Source organism: Sagittula sp. NFXS13, from assembly GCF_040148795.1.
Lineage (GTDB): Bacteria > Pseudomonadota > Alphaproteobacteria > Rhodobacterales > Rhodobacteraceae > Sagittula > Sagittula marina.
This window is the reverse complement of sequence record NZ_JAGEMH010000001.1, coordinates 468,379-483,017: the sequence shown is the minus strand read 5'-3', so window position 1 is coordinate 483,017 and position 14,639 is coordinate 468,379. Positions and strand designations below refer to the sequence as shown.

The window sequence follows — 14,639 nt, the reverse complement described above, 5'->3', positions numbered from 1 at the left end:
AATGGACGCGGCACCTGAATCGACCGCCCCCCGTATCACGCGATAGATTTCCCACAGATGCAGCCCAACCCGTCCGCCGCGTCAGCCTGTGCAAAGACCTGCTGTCACGGCGGACGTATAATCATGATCCTGCCGACAGATCTTCGGCAAGCATCAAGGCGTTGCCATCCGGGTCGTAGAACGTGGCTGTCTTGACCATGCCCTCGACCACATCGGTTTCGCCGTCAAATGTCACGTTGGCCTGTTCGAGCTTTTGCCTTGCGCTATCCAGATCAGCGACACCAAAGACAGGGACGCAGTTTCCGGGCGCGGGCTTGGTATGCTCGCCCAATCCAAGCGTCACACCTTTTGTATTGGTCTGCAACTCTGACCAGCCCGCCTCGTCTGCGTGATAGAGTGTGTCAAAGCCAAGCATGTTTTCATACCACGCGGCACTTACATGCCGATCCTTGACAGAAAGCGAGATCGTAATGGTGGCATCCAGCGAGATGAGCGACATGGTGTTCCCTTTTGACCGAAATTATACTAACTATACTTTATGTACATTGATGCGTTTGTCAACACAACCTCAAGGGCATGGGCCATACCCATCCTGGCCAATCTGCACGCAGGCGTTGCCGGGCGACAGGCACCGCTGTTGGCGGCCACCGGCGCCAGCAGGACCGCTTTTGCGCAGAGCATGGATCACTTGATCTCACTGGGGTTATTGGAACGGAACCCCGGATATGGTCATCCGTTGCGTCCGGAATTTCGATTGACGGAAACTGGCGTTGCTGCCGCGGCGCTCGCGCACAGAGTTCAGGGCGTCACCGCCGAAGACGATCAGGACTTGCTGCGCCGTTCATGGACCTTACCGGTGTTGACGGTGCTCCACCGGCCCAGCCACTTCAACGATATCAAACGCAATCTGCGAACGATCACGGACCGCGCCCTGTCGCAATCGTTGAAAACAATGGAAGCAAGACACTGGGTTCAGCGCACTGTTGACGAGGCCGCTCGTCCGCCAAGATCAATCTATCGTGCTGTGAACACTGGCGGACTGATCAGCAGTGTCACCGTGACGGACGTTCGCTTTGCCTAGCGTCTTCGCCGTTGCTTGCAACGCAGGGCAAACCGGGAAAGTCCTGCGGCGCTGACCTTGCTCCCGCTTTCAGGTCTGATCCTGGGACGTCATCGCCATTTTAAACGCGCCTACGTCCGACTAGGCGCGACGAGGGTGGTGGACTGGACTTCGCGCATAGGGGGCGGTTGAACAGACCTGTCGGTCACCGCCATGATCTCAGCGAATAGCGTTGCACCCAATCCTCGAACGATGTGCCAAAGCTGTCTGTGGGCGCGTGTTCCATGCCCGGCAATTCCGCCAGCAAGACATCAAGGCGCGCGCGGCCCTCAGCGTCAAGGCGGGCGTCACACCGCAGCCGTGCAAGCGCGGCTGGCAAACGTCGATGCGGCCGTGCCGTGCTGAAGTACAGGCAGAACGGGATCGCTTTTATCTGTGCCACCAGTGTCGCCAATTCCGGCAACAGCACCGTGTCGAAGCGCTCGGTACCCGGCCCGTGGATCTCGGAGAGGGCCAAAACCGCGCGGCCCGTCGCCACCGCCTGCGTCGTCGAGTAGACGAAGCTGACCGACAGGGTCAGCACGACCATTCCGGACACGCCGATCAGCATGGACACCGCGCCCCAGGCCTGCGTCCCCGGTTGGTTGAGCCCACCACCCAGGGTGGACAACAGGTGCCCCGCGTAGCTGACACGACCAAGGGTGCCCGCCGGTGCACCCTCCGCGCCGGTGACCACGGCCTCCGGCGCGCCCGACAGGATCAGGGACCATGCAACGCACATGAGCACGATCCATCCCGCGCCGATGCTGGCGGTGACCAGCGGGCCGCAGATGCGGTGGACGTAGGCGCGGTCCGGCAGCAGCCTTATCAATCGAAAGGCGCCATGCGCGATGCGCGGCGCCAAAGGTCCGGCGCTGCCCGCGCCCAGCGCGGACATCAGGATGTCCCACAGGACCACCGCCAACAACAGCGCGCCTACGGTCGCAAGGATCATGTCTGGTTCCCCCCTCTCTGTCTAACCCTTGGGAATGATGAGGCAAAAGCTGGAAAAGGAAAGGTTCATGCCCGCCGCAGCACCGCGCCACGGGGGCACAATTGCCTGCTGTCGACACCGCTGGACAGCAACACCTCGCCGCCTTCGGGCACGGGGCGCGCGTGGTCGGAGAAATTGAAACCGGCGACAAAGCGCCCTGCCCCCGTCTCCATCTCCAGCCTCAGCACCCCGTCTGCTGTGTCATGGGCAAACCGCTCAGGTCGCGCCAGCTCAAGCGCGCGCCGCAGGTTCAGCACTTTGCGCTGAAACGCCAATGCGCTGTGGGGGTCGGCCTGTTGCGCTGCGATCGACGCGCCCGGTGCCCAGCGCATGGGCAGCCAGGGCGTGCCGTCGGTGAAGCCCCACGTGCCCGGCGCTTCGGTCCACGGGATTGGCACCCGAGCGCCGCTGCGACCCGGTCCGTCCGGCCAGAACGCAAGGTCATAGGGATCCTCGACGTCTTTGCGGTCCAGATGCGGTTGCGGCAGGCCCAGCTCCTGTCCTTGATACAGCATCAGGGCGCCGGGCAGAACGCCGCCAAGCAGCGCCAGAAAGCGCGCGGCAGCCGCAGTTCCATCCCCCAGCTGCGTGGGGCTGCGGGCCTGATCGTGGCTTTCGAACCACCACGGCAGCCGCCATGTCCCGTTGATGGCGCTCAGCAGCTCATCCCAGACCGCCAGCCCCGCACCGCATTTGACGGTGTCCGTCGTATAGCAAGCGTCGAGCCGCTCCGGCCCGGTGTACTCCAGCGCGATCTCGACCGAAGCAATGCCGAAGTTGTTTTCCCCCATCAGGAACAGATCAGGCCCCGCCCAGTCCCGGATCCTGGCCATATGGGCGGTGCCTTCTTGCGGCATCATGTCGTGGCGATGGAACTGGTGCGTGTAGGGATTGAAGGGCAGCCCTTCGATCCGGGATCTCTCATCGGGTGGCGCGGCCGGGTTGTCGCGAAAGTCCGGATCGTGAAACCACGAGGTCACGGCGTCAAAGCGAAAGCCGTCGACGCCGCGCGCGGTCCAAAAATCCATGATGGCGCGGATCTCGGCCTGAACATCCGGGTTGCGATGATCCAGCGCCGGTTGTTCAGAAGCATATTGGTGAAGGTAATACTGCCGGCGTTTGTGGTTCCACGTCCACGCCGGGCCGCCAAAGAAGCTGATCCAGTTGGTCGGGGCCGTGCCGTCGGGCTTTGCATCGCGCCAGACGTAACGGGCCGCCGCGGTTTCATCCCCCTCCACGGCGGCGACGAACCACGGGTGATCGAGGCTCGTGTGTTTGAGAACCAGATCGAGCAGCACCCCAAGCCCAAGCGCATGTGCTTTCTCGACGATGTGGTCAAAATCCTGCAACGTGCCAAGCCGGGAATCCACGGCACAGTGATCGGTCACGTCATAGCCGCCATCCGCCCGCGGGCTTGGGTAGAAGGGCGCGATCCAGATGGCGTCGACGCCCAGCGCGGCAACGTGGTCCAACCCATCGAGGATGCCAGCAAGATCGCCTTCGCCCGTCCCGGTGGTGTCCCGAAACGAGCGAGGGTAGATTTCGTAGATCGTCGGGCGGTCCAGCTTCGTCAGGGCGTCACGCACCGACGATCATCCCACCATTCACATGGATCGTCTGCCCCGTCACGAAGGAGCCGTCGCGCGAGGCGAGAAACACATAGGCAGGCCCCAGTTCGCGCGGTTGCCCCACACGCCCCATAGGCGCGGCCATGTTCTTGAGGATGTCTTCGTCAAAATCCTCGAAGACCGACTGGATGTCTGTGGCGACGGGTCCGGGGGCCACCTCGTTCACACGAATACCGCGATCCATGTACTGCTTTGCCAGAGAGCGGGTAAAGGCGGTGATTGCCCCCTTCGTCGCGCTGTACGGCACCAAGGCATCGTTGCCCACAAAGGCGTTGATGGAGGTGGTGTTCACGATGTTTGCGCCCTCGGTCATGTGACGCAGCGCAGCACGGGAGAGAAAGAACATCCCCGCCATGTTCACGTCGAAATGGGCGCGCCAGTCTTCATCGCTCACGTCTTCCAACGACTTGTACGGCTTCTGGAACCCCGCGTTGTTCACCAGAACGTCGATCCCGCCCCAGGCGTCGATGACCTTCTGAACCGCAGCATCACAGTCCGCGCTGCTGGCGGTGTCGCCTTGGATCACCAAGGCCTCTGCGCCTTCTGCTTCGATGCCCTTGCGGGTGTCCTCTGCCTTGTCCTCGGCGGAGTGGTAGATGAAGGCGACCTTCGCCCCTTCCCGGGCGAAGTGCAGCGACACAGCACGTCCGATGCCGCTGTCCCCGCCAGAGATCAGGATGCGTTTGTCCTTCAGCTTTGCGGCGCCGACATAGCCGTCGTCGATGTATTCCGGGTCGGGCAGATGTGCTACTTTACCATCCGTCATGGGAGGTGTCCTTTCCGTGTCTGTGTTCAGGTGTTGATGGATGCAACGGCACCGCCGTCAGCGCGCCACGCAGAACCATTGGTGAAATTCGCCCGGTTGGAACACAGCAGCGCGGCCACCACGGCCACCTCGTCGGCCTGACCACGACGTTTCAGCGTGAGGTAGGGGCGCTCCTCTTCGAGAAAACTCTCCACGGCCTCGTCGACAGAGACACCTTCTGCCTCTGCCCGCTTCTCCATCATCCCGTCTGTCATGGGGCTTTCGATGAAGGCAGGCATCACGGCATTCACCAACACGCCCTTGGGGCCGTAGGGCTGCGACAGCGCCTTGGTGTAGCTGAGCAGCGCGGCCTTCGAGGCGTTGTAGACCGCCTCGTCCGGGTATGGCTGCACCGCGTTCTCGGAGACGGTGAACACCACACGTCCCCAGCCCTTCTGGACCATGCCCGGCACGAAGACCTTCGTCATGCGCACGGCGGACATGAAATTGACGTTCCAGCACTCGAACCACTCGTCATAGGACATCTCCAGCGGATCGCCCTTCGCGCCGGTGATCCCGGCCATATGCACAAGGATATCCGCGCCACCAAGGGGGCCAACCCGCTGTTCCAGCGCAAGCACGTCAGCATCCTTCGATAGATCGCCTGCCAGATGGCCGACCACCGCATCGCCAAGCTTGTCGACCGCCTCTGCCAAAGCTTCTTCCGAGGTGTCGGTCAGAAAGAGCTTCACCCCCTCCTCGGCCAGCACCTGTGCCGTCGCCGTCCCCAAACCGCCCGCAGCGCCAGTGACGACCGCCAGTTTTCCGTCGATATCCAGATTCACCGGAGTGTCCTTTCGTTTCATTCCAGTCCAAACGAGGTGAAGGGCAATGCGTTCCTTCGCCGAATGCGGGAATATTTGGCGAGGGAACCTTTGGCGGGCCGCCGCGCGTTGTTTTTTGCCGTCCGTTCCCGGACACCGCCCGACAGGACCCCTCCATGACCCAACGCCCCAGCACCGAAACCGAGCTGCGCGCTCGCATCGCCGACACGCCCGTCAGCGGATCGCCCACGGAAATGCGCGCAGGTTTTGCCCGCCTGACCGGCCCCGCGCCCGGAGCCGCGTTCGAGGAGGTCACCCGGGGCGGGATCCCCTGCACGGCCATCGGCACGGGACCGGAGCTGATCTGGTTTCACGGCGGCGGCTATGTCTTTGGCAGTCCAGGGACCCATGCGGCGCTGGCGCTTGGGCTGGCCCAGCGCGGCCTGCGCGTGGTCATGCCGGACTACCGACTGGCGCCGGAGCATCCCTGGCCGGCCATGCTGCACGACGCGCGCGCTGTGCTCGACGGGTCGCCGGCGTGCTGCGTCGGCGGCGACAGTGCGGGCGGGCATCTGGCGCTGAACCTTGCACTGGCCGGGTCAGATCGTATCAAGGGGCTCGCGCTGGTGTCCCCGAACACCGACCACAGCGGACTGTCGACCACGCGGGGCCGTGACGGCGACGAGATGAACGACGACGCCACCGACAAGGCGCTGTCGCGCATGGCCATGCCGGAGACTGCACCTCGGGGGACGGAGGCCTCTCCCCTCCTGGCGCGGCTTGAAGGATTGCCGCCTGTGCACCTCGAAGCCGCCGGCGCGGAAATCCTGCTGGACGACACGCTGCTGCTGGCGCGCAAGGCGGCGCTGTCCAATGTGGACACGCGGCTGCACGTCACCCCCGGACTGTTCCATATGTTCCCGCTGTGGCCGGACGCCCTGCCCGAGGCCGCAAAGGCGCTCGACCGCGTCGCCCGTTTCGTCAGGGACTTGGGCTGAGCCGTGTCCTGTGCACGCGCAGAAAACATGCTGCGCTGCGCATAGATCCGTGGAACCAATCCGGGACGATCGGGGTTGCTCCTGTGATTTCAGCACAGGCCTACTCCATCTCCCATCGTTCCGGTCGCGTCGCGTTGCCTTGCTGCCATAGGCCAGCCCGCAACGCGCAGACCGCTCACAGGATTCCGACATGTTCGACAAGAACCCCGACCCGCGCGATCTGTCCATGGACATCGCGCAAGCGCGCCCTGACGAACTGGGGGCGCGGTTTGACGGCGCGGGGACGAACTTTGCGCTGTTCTCCGACCATGCCGAGAAGGTGGAGCTTTGCCTTTTCGACGAGGCGGGCGAGGCAGAGCTGGCGCGTCTCGAACTGCCGCGCGCCGAGGGTGGCATCCACTACGGCTACCTCCCCGACGTGGGACCGGGTCAGGCCTACGGGTATCGCGTGCACGGGCCGCACCAGCCCGAAGAGGGCCATCGCTTCAATCCTGACAAACTGCTGCTTGACCCCTACGCCATGGCGATGCGCGGGCACCTGAAATGGGACGATGCGCTATACGGCTACCCGGTGGGCGGGTCCGATCTGGACCGGGACACGCGCGACAGTGCCCCCTTCATGCCAAAGGCCGTCGTCACCGATCCGGTGTTCGATTGGGAAGCCGATGCGCGGCCCATGGTCCCTTGGCGCGACACGGTGATCTACGAGGCCCATGTGAAGGGGCTGACCATGCGCCACCCCGGCGTGGTGAAAGCCGACCGGGGCACCTTTGCCGCGCTGGCCGCCGACCCCATCATCGAACATCTGCAAAAGATCGGTGTCACCACCATCGAGCTGTTGCCCATTCACGCCATGGTGCAGGACCGCCATCTGGTTGAAAACGACCTGCGCAACTACTGGGGCTACAACACGCTGGGCTTCTTTGCGCCCAACCGCACCTACATGGCGACCGAAGACGTGAGCGAGGTCCGCGCGGCGGTGAAGCGCTTTCACGCCGCCGGGATCGAGGTCATTCTGGACGTGGTCTACAACCACACCGCCGAGGGCAATGAACTGGGCGCAACCCTGTCCTTCCGCGGCATCGACAACGCCAGCTATTACCTGCTGTCCCCCGACAACAAGCGCCATGGCTTTGACACCACCGGCACCGGCAACACGCTGAACCTTGCCCACCCGATGGTCTTGCGCATGGTGATGGACTCACTGCGCTACTGGGTGGAGGTCGTGCATGTGGATGGCTTCCGCTTCGACCTTGCCTCCACCCTTGCCCGGGAACCCGACGGCTTCGAGCGCGAAGGCGCGTTCTTCAACGCCATCCGGCAGGACCCCGTGCTGAGCAAGGTCAAGCTGATCGCAGAGCCGTGGGACGTGGGCGACCGGGGCTATCAGGTCGGCGGCTTTCCCTGGCCCTTCCGCGAATGGAACGACAAGTTCCGCGACGATGTGCGCGGCTTCTGGCGACGCGACCCCGCTCTGCTGCCCGGCCTCTCTGAACGGCTGATGGGCAGCCCGGTGCAGTTCAACCACTCGAACCGTCCGGCGACCAGCTCGATCAACTTCGTCGCGGCGCATGACGGCTACACGCTGTGGGACACCGTGTCCTATACCGAAAAGCACAACCTCGCGAATGGCGAGGACAACCGCGATGGCCACGACAACAACCTCTCTGACAACATGGGGACCGAAGGCGCGACGCAGGACGAGAGCATCCTCATCGCCCGCGCCCACCGGGTCAAAGCCATGCTGGCCACGCTGATGCTGTCGCACGGCGTGCCGATGCTGCTGGCAGGCGACGAGATGGGGCAGACGCAGGACGGCAACAACAACGCCTACTGTCAGGACAACGAAACCACGTGGATCGACTGGGACGCAGCGCGCCCCGATCTGATCGAAACCGTGGCGAGTTTGTCGAAGCTCCGCCGGGAGTGGCGCGGACATACCTCTCCCTTCGGGTTCTGGCCACGACCAGAGGCGACGGACTCCACGTGGTATCATCCCGAGGGCCGCGAAATGACTGACGGCGACTGGCAGGACGGCGGGTTGTTTGCCACGGCGTTGCGCCACCGTCAGGACGACACCCGCGATCTGCTGCTGCTGATCAACGCGGGCGACGCCTGCCGCTTTACCCTGCCAAAGGGCACCTGGCAGAAGCGTCTGGACACCGCCTGTGATCCCGTCGCCTGCGACGAAGAGGTCGGAACGGAGATCGAGCTGACCGCGCAATCCGTCGTGGTCCTTGCCGCGGCCGAGGGCAAACCCGCATGACGGCGCCGCTTTGGGGCGCAGTGCCTTTGCAGGCTGATGAATGGCGGTTCGGTCTCTGGGCGCCTTCGGCCGCAGACGTCGCGCTTCGCCTTGATGGCACCTTGCATACGATGACACGCGGCCCGGATGGCGCGTGGCAGATCACCTGCCCGGCCCGCGCGAACCTGCCCTATATGTTTCACGTCGATGGCACGGACTACCCGGACCCCGCGTCGCGGTTGCAGGTGGACGGTCCCGAAGGGCCGTCGCTCACCGTCGACCCCAGCCAATTTGACTGGGGATCGCATTGGCAGGGGCGCCCGTTCGAAGAGGCGGTGATCTTCGAGCTGCACATCGGCACGTTTACCACCGAAGGCACATTCGAGGCCGCGACACACCGCCTGGCCGATCTTGCGGCCATGGGCGTCACCGTCATTGAACTGATGCCGGTGTCGCAGTTCAGCGGCGCGCGCGGGTGGGGCTACGACGGGGTTCTGATCCGCGCGCCGCAGCCGGAGTATGGCGCCCCCGATGCGATGCGCACCTTGGTGCGCACCGCGCAAGAGCTGGGCATGGCCGTGCTGCTCGATCTCGTGATGAACCACTTCGGACCTTTCGGCAATCTGCTGCCGTCCTACGTGCCCGAGATGTTCTCGGACCGGGCGACGCCCTGGGGCGCGGCGATCGACTTTGCCCGCCCGCAGGTGCAGGCCTTCTTTCACGAGGCAGCCATGGGGTGGTTGCACGACTACCGGCTCGACGGCTTCCGTTTCGATGCGGTGCACCAGATCCGCGACGGCCGCAACCAGCAGGTCATGCGCGACCTTGCCCGCGATTTGCGCGCCAGCGCGCCAGACCGCCCGCTGCATCTGATCTGCGAGGATGAGCGCAACCTGCCGTCCTTACGTGAAAACGGCTATGACGCCGAATGGAACGACGACTGGCACAATGCGCTGCACGTGGCGCTGACCGGCGAGCGTCAGGGCTATTACAGCCGCTTCGCCAATGCGCCGTTCGATCATCTGGCGCGGGCCATGGCCCGGGGCCAGGTGGACGAAGGACAGCCCTCCCCCGAGGAACCGCGCGGCGCGCCATCGGCGCATCTGCCCTGGACGGCCTTCATCAACTCCAACCTCACCCATGACCAGGTGGGCAACCGCGCGCACGGAGAACGCCTGATTTCGCTGGTCGGAGAGACACCCGCCCGCGTCATCCATGCCGCCCTGCTGCTGATGCCCTTTGTGCCGATGCTCTTCATGGGCGAGGAGGAAGGCAGCACCGCGCCCTTCCATTTCTTTTGCGATCCGCCGGATGACGACAGCTGCGAGGCCGTGCGCAAGGGACGTCGGACGGAGCTGACAGGGATCGGCTACGAGGTGGACGGAATGCTCGACCCTTGCGGCGAAGCAGCCTTTGCCGTCTCACGCCCTTATCCCGCAGAGGATGCGGACCGCGCGGCCGCTTGGCGCGACCTGACCCGCCGGCTGATCGACCTGCGCATGACACACATCGTGCCGCTGCTTCGGTCCGGCAAGATCGGCGACGGCACCGTGTCGCGCCCCACCGCGCGCAGCTATGACGCCGCATGGCGTTTCGAGGGCGGCACACTGCGGGTGTGCCTCGCGCTTGGCACTCCTCTGGGCGTTGTCGCGGGCATGCCGATCTTCACCATGGGCGACCTCGCCCGCGATGCCTTTGCCCTTCATGTCGAGATCACATCATGACCCATCCCGTCGCCACCTATCGACTGCAACTGCGCCAGGGCATGGATTTCGACCGGGCCGTGACCGTGCTGCCGCATATCGCCGGGCTGGGGGTGAGCCACCTCTACCTGTCCCCGATCTTCACCGCGACCACGGGATCGACCCACGGCTATGACGTGGCCAACCCGGCGGAGATCGACCCGGCCCTGGGCGGGCGCGCGGGCTTTGAACGGCTGGCCCGCGCGGCTCAGGGTCATGGGCTCGACATCATCCTGGACCTCGTGCCCAACCACACGGTTCTGAGCGTCGAAAACCCATGGCTGCACGACGCGCTGATGCACGGCGCAAACAGCGCCTATGCCCAGCATTTCGATGTGGACTGGCAAACCGGGCTGATCCTGCCGATCCTGCCCGACCCGCTGGACGACATGCTGGCGCGCGATGCCTTTCGCGTCGAGGACCAGCGACTGACATGGGAGGGCGGTTGGCTGCCGCTGGCCCCGGGCAGCGCGTCGGATGACATCTCGGACGTGTTCCGCCAGCAGCACTGGCACCTGCGCCATTGGCAGACGGAGCGCAAACGCCTGACCCATCGCCGTTTCTTCAACATCACCGACCTGATCGGAATGCGTGTGGAACTGCCGCATGTGTTCGACGACATGACCGCCCTGCCGCTCGATCTGCTACGCGCGGGACTGGCACAAGGCTTGCGGATCGACCACATCGACGGGCTGGCCGATCCAGAGGGATACGTGCACAGGCTGCGCGGGGTCGTGGGGCCGAACGTGCCGATCTGGGTGGAAAAGATCCTGACCGGCCCGGAGGATCTGCCCGACTGGCCGATCACCGGAACAACCGGTTACGAGGCCAGCGACCACATCACCCGCCTGTTGATGGACGCGGACGGCATGCAGCGCCTCGATGCCATCTGGCGCACCGCCACCGGGGCCGTTGGCGATTACGAGGACGCCTGTCAAACCGCGCGCCACGAGATCCTGTCCGGCGATCTGGGCGCGGAACTGCGCGAACTCGTGACCCTCGCTCAGGCGGCAATGGAAGAGAAAGGGCGCCATGTCGCGCCCGATGCCCTGCGGGAGGCACTGCGCGCCCTGCTCGTGGCCTTCCCCCGGTATCGCAGCTACATCGCGGACGACGGCCCCGATTACATGGACCGCGCCCTGATGGAGGCCAGCCATCAGGCCGCAACGGCCGGGCTGCGGGACACAGAAACACTCGACGCGCTGCGCGATATGCTGATGCGCGCCAGCACCCCGGCGGCGCAGGATCTGGTCCGACGCTTCCAACAGGTGACCGGTGCCGTGGTCGCCAAGGCGCAGGAAGACACGGCCTTCTACCGCCACACCCGGTGTCTGGCGGAGGCAGAGGTCGGCTCCGAACCCGATGCCCCGATGGTGACGCCCGATCAGTTCGAGGACTGGTGCTCCACCCGTCTGGCGCGCTGGCCCGAGGCGATGACGCTTGGTTCCAGCCATGACACCAAGCGCGCCGAGGACGCACGCGCCCGGCTGATCGCCATAACGCACTGCCCGGAAGCGATGCAGACCCTCTGGGACAGGTCGCTGCACATCGACGGCGCAGATCAGGTGCCCGCCGGCCTGCGGTGGTACGCCGTGCAATCGGCGCTGGCGCTGTGGCAGCCCGAGCGTGACGACCTCGAAGACAGGCTCGCCGCGCATATGGAAAAGGCCATGCGCGAGGCCAAGCAGGTCACCACATGGCAGGCGCCGGATGCTCAGGCCGAAGGGGCCGCCCAGCGGTTTGCCTGCGCCGTTCTGGCGCAATGGCGGACGGCCCCTGAAACGGAGTTGCTGGATATCGTGGCGCGCGCCGAAACCATCTCGCTGACGCAGCTTGCCCTGCGGTGCCTGATGCCCGGCGTGCCCGACGTCTACCAGGGAACGGAGTTCCGCAGCTTCCATCTGACCGACCCGGACAATCGCGCGCCGCTGGACCTGTCGCAAAGCCCCTCTGACTTTGGCACGCGAAAGACGCAGTTGCTGCGCGACCTGCTGGCGCTGCGCCGGACCTGCCCCGAGGTGATGGCGCGCGGGGCCGTTGAGCTTCAGGTCACCGACGGACTGACCCATCTCACGCGGCAGCTGGGCGCGACCACCGTCACGCTGACCTTCTGCCGTAACGGCACATGCCCGCCACAGGTGACCCGGACCGCCGGCGCAGCCAAAGCGGAAAAACAGGTCCATACCGCCTGATCTTTCGGCCACCAGCCCCGAATTAGCCTGAATCGCTCACCACTTGGGGTTGTCCTGCAACAGAAGGAATATATTCCGGCCTCGATCACGAAAGCGTTTCATTCACAATCGCAGCCCGTCTACGATGCTCCGAAACGGCCATCAGAGCCGACGCGGAACATGACGAGGCAGGCATGAAACACAAGGTTCGCAAGACCGCAGGGGCAGTGTGCTTCGGCCTTGTGCTGTCCGGATGCATGGACGCCTCGGTCGGACGTGGCGCGTTTTCACCCTCTGGCACGGCCTTCTCCCGGAACAGCGCGTCCCCACGCCTCTTGGCCAATGACAATTGGTGGAAGACGATGCGCGACCCGCAGCTTGACCGGCTGATAGAGGTCGCGACACTGCAAAACCTGTCCCTGTTGCAAGCTGTCCAGCGCATTCGCAGCGCGCAGGCGGTGCTGGATGGCGCGCGCATCCAATCGGTCTTTGGCAGTTCCATCGACGCGGGCTACCGGGGCAGCGAGAACACCGGGCCGACGGAAACAGGCACGGCCGAGCTTAGCCTCAACTGGATGTTCGACCCATGGGGCGAGCGCGCGGCGCGGGAACGCAACGCGTCGGCCACTGTCGCCGTGCGCCGGGCCGAGGGCGATGCCGCCCGATTGGCAATGCTGCTCGGCATGTCCACGGCCTACATCGACTATCGCTACAGGCAGGCGGTGCTCGACATCCTGCAACGTCAGGAACGCACCGCACGCCAGACCTTGTCCAACGCACAGCGCCTTGCCGAAGTCCAAAGCGCCACGCGGGTCGACGTGCTGCGCGCCCGCGCAGCACTCAGCCAGGCGCGCACCGACATGCCCGGCACCCAGGCCGCGGTCGAGACGCGCCGCAATGAAATCGCGGTGCTGCTCGGCCGCTCGCCCCTGCCGCCGCTCAAGCTGGCCGACGGAGGCCAGCCCAAAGCCCGCCTGCCCGACAATATCGGCGTGCCCACGGATCTGCTGCGCAACCGCCCCGACGTCCAGGCCGCCGAGTGGCGGTATCGCGCGGCGTTGGCGCAGATGGATGTGGACCGCGCCGCACGTTACCCAAAGCTGTCCCTGTCCGGCGTGTTGAACTGGTCGCTGTTTGCCTCCAACGCAGATCGTCTTGGCTATTTCCTTGGTCCGAACATCACGTTCCCGGACCTTCCGTCGACCGCGCGCGCCTCTATCACGCGCTCCCATGCAGAAGCGGAAATTGCCTGGCTCGACTGGAAATCCAGCGTTCTGGATGCCATTCTCGAAGTTGAAAATGCCCTTGCCCGGCACCGGGCCGCTGCGCAGACCTGCGCCCGCGCGCAGGAAACCGTGCGCCTGAACCGCGAAGTGCTGGAGCTGACACGACAGCTGTACGCCAGCGAAGAGGTCACGATCTCCGAGGTTCTGGACGCGGAGGATGCGCTGACAACCTCCGAGCTGTCTCTGGCCGCCGCTGTGCGCGACATGACGCAAACCTATGTCGAGGTGAACGTCAACCTTGGCGCGGGGCACGCGCCTCAATCCGTGGCCGCAACGCAGTAAGTGGTGTGGTCTCCGCGCGCCCGCCGACAGATCGCAATTTTACTAATGCAGTCTCGACGGTCAGGCGCAGCGGGCTTTCTGTCCGTGCTGCGGGGCGGTGCCGCCGGACGAAACCGCCCGCGCGCAGCCAAAGACCAGGCACAGTCCTCCCCGCGGGCCGAAACCAGCACCACGGAGGTTCAGCGCATACGTCAGCCGATGACGCGAATATCGATGCGGGATTTCAGGTCCAGACCGTCGATGCAGAAATCACCCTCCGCCTCCGCCTCGCAGGTTTGCGCGCCGTTGATCAGAATTTGACCAAGGTTGTCACAGGCAAGCTGCGGCACGACAAATTGGCGCACGCGGGTCCGCTTTGACGGCAGCGCGCCAAAATCGAACAGCGTCATTCTCTCCACAGCGCCCTCCGCGTCGAACAGCACCGCCTCGAACACCGCAGAGGACAGATCCACCTCATGCCCGTTCAGCACGACAAAGCTCATCCGGCACCCTGTCTCCTGGGGTTCGACCGAGTTCAACTCGATGCTCAGCCTGTCAGAGGCATCCTCTTGTGCCATCACCGGCAAGGCGGTCAGTGCCGCCAGCGACAAGGCAGTCAGGACAGAAAAGGCGCGCGAAGCCATGG

The 14,639-nt window shown here is 64.7% G+C and carries 12 protein-coding genes; 6 read left to right on the top strand and 6 right to left on the bottom strand.

Features of this window, described 5'->3' with window-relative positions; translation table 11 throughout:
• Window positions 1–121 precede the first annotated feature (121 nt).
• Window positions 122–499: a VOC family protein gene (locus J4E08_RS02295; RefSeq protein ID WP_349537133.1), complete on the bottom strand. Its 378-nt coding sequence runs from the start codon at window positions 497–499 to the stop codon at window positions 122–124.
• Window positions 500–538: 39 nt separating this feature from the next.
• Between J4E08_RS02295 and J4E08_RS02290 the strand changes: the two genes are divergently transcribed.
• Window positions 539–1,081, top strand: a complete 543-nt coding sequence (locus J4E08_RS02290; protein ID WP_349537132.1) for a winged helix-turn-helix transcriptional regulator — start codon at window positions 539–541, stop codon at window positions 1,079–1,081.
• 184 nt (window positions 1,082–1,265) lie between these two features.
• On the opposite strand, the gene J4E08_RS02285 is transcribed toward J4E08_RS02290, so the two are convergent.
• From J4E08_RS02285 to J4E08_RS02270, 4 genes are all read right to left on the bottom strand, one after another.
• A complete protein-coding gene (locus J4E08_RS02285) occupies window positions 1,266–2,054 on the bottom strand; it encodes a hypothetical protein (RefSeq protein ID WP_349537131.1) in 789 nt (262 codons plus the stop codon).
• A gap of 65 nt (window positions 2,055–2,119) precedes the next feature.
• Entirely contained in the window at window positions 2,120–3,679 is a 1,560-nt protein-coding gene (locus J4E08_RS02280; RefSeq protein WP_349537130.1) for an alpha-amylase family glycosyl hydrolase, read from the bottom strand.
• Complete coding sequence (locus tag J4E08_RS02275) at window positions 3,672–4,487, bottom strand: SDR family oxidoreductase (protein ID WP_349537129.1); 816 nt, start codon at window positions 4,485–4,487, stop codon at window positions 3,672–3,674. The genes J4E08_RS02280 and J4E08_RS02275 overlap by 8 nt, the downstream gene beginning before the upstream one ends.
• A gap of 26 nt (window positions 4,488–4,513) precedes the next feature.
• On the bottom strand, window positions 4,514–5,332 hold the full coding sequence (locus J4E08_RS02270) for an SDR family NAD(P)-dependent oxidoreductase (protein ID WP_349537128.1): 819 nt from the start codon (window positions 5,330–5,332) through the stop codon (window positions 4,514–4,516).
• A gap of 134 nt (window positions 5,333–5,466) precedes the next feature.
• Here J4E08_RS02270 and J4E08_RS02265 point away from each other — a divergent pair, with 134 nt between their 5' ends.
• From J4E08_RS02265 to J4E08_RS02245, 5 genes are all read left to right on the top strand, one after another.
• Entirely contained in the window at window positions 5,467–6,288 is an 822-nt protein-coding gene (locus J4E08_RS02265; RefSeq protein WP_349537127.1) for an alpha/beta hydrolase, read from the top strand.
• Between the two features lie 190 nt (window positions 6,289–6,478).
• The gene (glgX, locus tag J4E08_RS02260) at window positions 6,479–8,554 is read left to right on the top strand and encodes a glycogen debranching protein GlgX (protein ID WP_349537126.1); all 2,076 of its coding nucleotides are present in this window, start codon (window positions 6,479–6,481) and stop codon (window positions 8,552–8,554) included.
• Window positions 8,551–10,257: a malto-oligosyltrehalose trehalohydrolase gene (treZ, locus tag J4E08_RS02255; RefSeq protein ID WP_349537125.1), complete on the top strand. Its 1,707-nt coding sequence runs from the start codon at window positions 8,551–8,553 to the stop codon at window positions 10,255–10,257. The genes glgX and treZ overlap by 4 nt, the downstream gene beginning before the upstream one ends.
• Window positions 10,254–12,467 carry a malto-oligosyltrehalose synthase gene (gene treY, locus J4E08_RS02250; protein WP_349537124.1) on the top strand — a complete coding sequence of 738 codons (2,214 nt, stop codon included), beginning with the start codon at window positions 10,254–10,256 and terminating at the stop codon, window positions 12,465–12,467. The genes treZ and treY overlap by 4 nt, the downstream gene beginning before the upstream one ends.
• Before the next feature lie 173 nt (window positions 12,468–12,640).
• Complete coding sequence (locus J4E08_RS02245) at window positions 12,641–14,014, top strand: efflux transporter outer membrane subunit (protein WP_349537123.1); 1,374 nt, start codon at window positions 12,641–12,643, stop codon at window positions 14,012–14,014.
• Window positions 14,015–14,205: 191 nt separating this feature from the next.
• Here the strand turns inward: J4E08_RS02245 and J4E08_RS02240 are convergent, their stop codons facing one another.
• Complete coding sequence (locus J4E08_RS02240) at window positions 14,206–14,637, bottom strand: hypothetical protein (protein WP_349537122.1); 432 nt, start codon at window positions 14,635–14,637, stop codon at window positions 14,206–14,208.
• Between the last annotated feature and the right edge of the window lie 2 nt (window positions 14,638–14,639).